This window comes from Yoonia sp. (assembly GCF_042093035.1).
Classification (GTDB): domain Bacteria; phylum Pseudomonadota; class Alphaproteobacteria; order Rhodobacterales; family Rhodobacteraceae; genus Yoonia.
In genome coordinates this window covers 3,338-7,900 of record NZ_JBELFI010000114.1, presented here as the reverse complement: position 1 = coordinate 7,900, position 4,563 = coordinate 3,338, and the positions used below count along the sequence as shown (strand labels likewise).

Here is a 4,563-nt window from a genome sequence, read left to right as displayed (position 1 = left end):
CAATCGACGTACCAAGCGCCTTGCCCTCCATTTCAAGTCCGCGCAATGCATCATCATCGCCAGAGCGCAGATAGGCAGCAAAGGCCTTCTGGTGTGGCGCATCCTCATGGGCGGCTTGCGCCAGCGCGGGGCGGGCAGTCATCATCGTCTTACGGTCCAGCTTATTCATCCGGTCATCCTGTTTTTGAAGTTTGGCATTCACGCCGTGGGAAAAGTCTTTGAAATCGCTCATAAAACCGGCAATCGCCGTATTCAGAGACTGGGTGGGGGACACATCTTCCCCGGCCCGAGAATCGCTCTCAGTCTTGCTCATGGATCTTCCTTTTGATCGTGGTTGCGGCGGCGGGTTAGTCCCGTGCCATCAGTTGGCGGGCGCCTTCAAAAGCCGCTGCCATTTCGCGCATCGCAGTTGCGGCTGGGTCATCTCCCTTGGCACCGACACGGGCCTCAGGCAACATCGGGAATGTGACCAAAGACACCTCCCAAAGCTCCAACTCCGACAACAAACGTCCGCCGTTGCCGTCTTTGGCGGCCTTGACCGTGCGATACCCAATCGACAAACCATCAATCGCACGCGCAGCAATCAGCGACGCCGCCTCCCTGCCCTTGGCAACATCTGTCAACAGACGGCCCTTGACCCAAAGTCCTTTGCCATCCTCACACACCTCATCCCAAACACCAATCGGCTGGGCGGGGTCGTGTTGCCACAGCATCTTCACGCCACGCCCCTTGGCGAGTGAAGCCGCGTAGGCCCCGCGCTGCACCGTATCCCCGCCCTGATCTGGCGCCCCAAAAAGAGACGCATAGCCGCTGATGGTCGTGCCATCGGTCACGATCACATCGGTGCCCAACGTGCAAAACTTATGTTCCAAATTCATGAGTTACCTCTGCTCAGCGCTTTAACAATTTCGAAAATAAGAAGACCCGCAGCACCGCAGACAATCAGCCACATCTGACGCTCAAGTCGTGTAATCATAAACTCGATCCGGCCCAGACGGACATCAACATGCGCGAACCAGAAATGCGACACCGGCGGCGGATCGGCTTGACGGAGCTTGCCCTGCATATCGACAATCTTGCTATCCATCACCGACCTCCAGCGCTGGCAACCCCAGCAAATTGCGCTTCTCGGCATCGCTGAGGAAATCCGCATCAGCAACCCGGCGCCATTGCGCATCACGCTCAACAGACAAGGCAGGGATCTGGTCGAGATCAGGGCGCAAACCCATGTCTTCCCCTGCAAAATCAGACAACCAGGCAGCAATCGCGCTCAAAACACGGGTCGCCAAGGGCAACACCGTCAAACGATAGAATGCCCGGTTCGCCTCCTGATAATTGGCATAGGTCGCATCACCTGGAATGCCCAAAAGCATCGGCGGCACACCGTAGGCAATCGCAATCTCACGGGCGGCGGCCTCCTTGGTTTTCTGAAATTCCATGTCGGAGGGCGAAAAACCCATCGGCTTCCAATCCAGACCACCTTCAAGCAACATCGGGCGACCCGCATTGCGCGCACCCTGATGCTGGGTTTCCATTTCCTCAAGCAAGCGATCATATTGGTCATTTGACAGCGATGCCTGCCCGTCGGCCCCACGATAAACAATCGCCCCGGAGGGACGGGCGGCATTGTCCAGCAAAGCCTTCGACCAACGGGACGCTGCATTATGCACATCAATCGCGGAAGCCGCCGCCTGCATCGGCGCAAACCCATAGTGATCGTCTTGGGGATGAAAGCTCTTGATATGGCAAATCGGGCTCAGGTCGTTCGTCACAGCAAAGCGATGCTTGCGCCCCCCTACCGTATAATCATACCCCACAGGCCAGCCATCGGCCCCCGGAACCACTGTCATCCGGTCAGAGCGCAGCACGTGCATCTCCATCGGCAGGCCTTCTTCGGCAACCGCTTCAACATAACCATTGCCTGTTAGCAAAACCTGCGCGAAGAGCGCTTCAAGCAGCTCAGCCCGGCCCTGCCCTGCATTCGGACGCGCCATCAGTGCCAACACCGGATGTGTATCGTAGCGGCGCGCGTCATCTTGCAGGACCACAGGGACTGCAGCAGCGGCCTCAGCGATTAACTTTACGGCGCGAAAACCAATCGGATTTCCGGTAAAGCCCACCTTGGTCAGCGATACGACATCGCGGGGCGACCAGGCCACACGGCCCGCACCAGACATCGCCATGACACGACCCGTGGCCGAGGCTTTGACCTCAACCTTCGGCTGGCTGTTGCGGTTGTTAAATCCAAACATTCAAAACTCCTCGTGGTGGTCGGGGATGACCATCTGCAGTTCTCGAAAAACAATTTGCGATAAAGGGATGTGGAAATTGATACGGGGCCGCGCGCAGGGCTGCGCAACAGCGTCAGAGGCCACGTATCTTAGGGTTATGCCAGCTGCGCGCAGGCTCAGTCAGCAAATCCTGCAAAGCCCAGACAAGCGCATCCACCCGGTCAGGCGACCCTCGGCCAACAAAGCCAGCCGTTGTCATCTGCGTCATCTGATCTTCCAACTGCGCCAGCCCACGCACATGCTGGACACGGCCTTTCTCGTAGAGTGCTGCAACAGGTTCGGCGCGCGCCACCTTGCCTTTGCTGGCATGGACTGACCGATAAGACATCATCGGATCAATCTGGCGCAAAACGGCCTCAACCATATCGCCGCCCTGATTGACCTCAGCGACCAATCGATCCGCATCATGGCGGCGCATCGCATCAATCGCCGCCTCCGCCCAAACCGTCGGACGGGCGGCATGTACTGTGGCGTCCTCCAACACAACAGCGCGCCAATCCTGCACCGGACCCTTCATCGAAACACCGGCCACCACAATCCCGCATTCATCCGATCCGGCATGCGACGTCCCCGGCGGATCAATCGCCACGACAATGCGATCACACGCAGGCGGCACAGCGACTTGCACCGCCGCCAACTCAGCCACCGTCCAAAGCGCACCCTCAACATCGCTTAACAGCTCACCGTCAAGCTCTTGTCGCCCCAGCGCCGTACCACCGTAGTGCCCCTCGACCTCCTCCAGAAAGCTCCGCGCGAGATTGGCACGGTTCGCCTGCGTCGGCGCATGGGTCATGACCGTGGTGTGACGCTCCAACAAATCCCGAAGCATCTGTGTGCGGCGCGGTGTCGTGGTGACGCAAGCGCGTGGATCATTCCCAAGGCGCAAACCAAACTGGAGCATGTCCCAAGCTGCCTCGGCCTTACGCCACTTGGCCAGCTCATCGGCCCAAATCGCATCGAACTGCGGACCACGCAGACTATCGGGGTCATGCGCGGAGAACAGTTTGGCAATCGCCCCATTGGGCCAGACCAGCATCTTGCGGGTGGCATTCCAATTAGGGCAGCGGTCAGGCGGGCAAATCGACATCAAACCACTTTCGCCAAAAACCATGACCTCACGGGCCTGATCCATCGTCTCGGCAACCAAAGCGACATGCATCGCACGGCCAGGGGCATGAGGCGTGGGTCCCTCCACCATCGCGCGGACCCATTCTGCCCCCGCACGGGTCTTTCCAGCCCCACGTCCGCCCAAAATCACCCATGTACGCCAATCCCCCTCAGGAGGTCTCTGATGCGGCATCGCCCAGAAGTCGAAGAGATAGGGCAGCGTTGCAAGCTGCGCGGGTTGCAGGGTCGCAAGGAACGCTGTCTGCCACGAGGCTTTCGCGGATGCGATCAAGTCGGCACCCGACGTCAATACGGACGGCGTCGTAGTCGATGGCATCTGCGTCATCCGCATATTTTCCGATTTTTGCATGGAAGGATTCCTCGGCCGTCAGCACCCGAAGATGTGCGGCGTGTAATTGTTCAAGCTTGATGGCAATTTGTTTGACGGGGGCGTCGGAGCCGTCCGTAAGATCGTCAATCATTTCCGAAAGCCGGTCGCTGATGCGGCGCGATAAATGCTCAATCTCAGCAAGCCGAGAAGCCGCCAAGTCAGGGGCGTCAACCCCGTCTTTGTTTTCGTTTTCCATTATTAATTCTGACCTGTAAGGAGACTTCCGTTACGGTCGAGCGGTCACGCATGCATACAGCACCCGTCACCTTCTAGCCTTGCGAAACTACGGCAAGATCAGCCAAAAGTCAATCTGGCGCGCAGCGCTTAGCGTGCAGATCATTAACTTTTCATTATCTAAAACAGACTGTTACCCGTCGTTTGCGCGCTGCGCCTCTATCTGACGCCACACTGCCACATTGCGGTTATGGTCTTCCAAATTCGTCGCAAATGCGTGGCCACCGGTCCCGTCGGCCACAAAGAAAATATACTCTGTAGTGTCAGGGTTCAAAGCCGCCTCGATGGCGGCCTTGCCGGGGTTTGCAATCGGCGTCGGGGGCAAAGCTGCGATGACATAGGTATTCCAAGGGGTCGCCCCGCGCAGCTCGCTCTGACGCAGGCCACGGCCCAAAACGCCTTCGCCACGGGTAATACCGTAGATCACGGTCGGGTCGGTCTGTAGCCGCATCCCACGGTTGAGGCGATTAACAAAAACACTCGATACCTGACGACGCTCATCAGGCACGCTGGTTTCTTTCTCAATAATACTGGCAAGAA

Annotated in this window: 6 protein-coding genes and 1 pseudogene; all 7 read right to left on the bottom strand. The window is 58.2% G+C overall.

The genetic code is table 11. From position 1 onward, the window contains the following. Nucleotides 1-313 (bottom strand): annotated as a pseudogene (locus tag ACFDSS_RS12305) (phage major capsid protein); the annotation flags it as partial. Nucleotides 314-347: 34 nt separating this feature from the next. Continuing rightward, on the bottom strand, nt 348-878 hold the full coding sequence (locus ACFDSS_RS12300; RefSeq protein WP_375256033.1) for an HK97 family phage prohead protease: 531 nt from the start codon (nt 876-878) through the stop codon (nt 348-350). Then, the gene (locus tag ACFDSS_RS12295; RefSeq protein WP_375256032.1) at nt 875-1,087 is read right to left on the bottom strand and encodes a hypothetical protein; all 213 of its coding nucleotides are present in this window, start codon (nt 1,085-1,087) and stop codon (nt 875-877) included. Before ACFDSS_RS12295 ends, ACFDSS_RS12300 begins: the two co-directional genes overlap by 4 nt. Further along, nucleotides 1,080-2,252 (bottom strand): phage portal protein, encoded by a 1,173-nt coding sequence (locus ACFDSS_RS12290; RefSeq protein ID WP_375256031.1) that lies wholly within the window; start codon nt 2,250-2,252, stop codon nt 1,080-1,082. Before ACFDSS_RS12290 ends, ACFDSS_RS12295 begins: the two co-directional genes overlap by 8 nt. 112 nt (nt 2,253-2,364) lie before the next feature. Further along, nucleotides 2,365-3,591, bottom strand: a complete 1,227-nt coding sequence (locus ACFDSS_RS12285) for a DNA-packaging protein (RefSeq protein ID WP_375256030.1) — start codon at nt 3,589-3,591, stop codon at nt 2,365-2,367. Beyond that, on the bottom strand, nt 3,569-3,985 hold the full coding sequence (locus ACFDSS_RS12280) for a hypothetical protein (RefSeq protein ID WP_375256029.1): 417 nt from the start codon (nt 3,983-3,985) through the stop codon (nt 3,569-3,571). The genes ACFDSS_RS12285 and ACFDSS_RS12280 overlap by 23 nt, the downstream gene beginning before the upstream one ends. Before the next feature lie 171 nt (nt 3,986-4,156). Next, nucleotides 4,157-4,563: endolytic transglycosylase MltG (gene mltG, locus ACFDSS_RS12275; RefSeq protein WP_375256028.1), on the bottom strand; the 407-nt coding region annotated here is incomplete at its 5' end.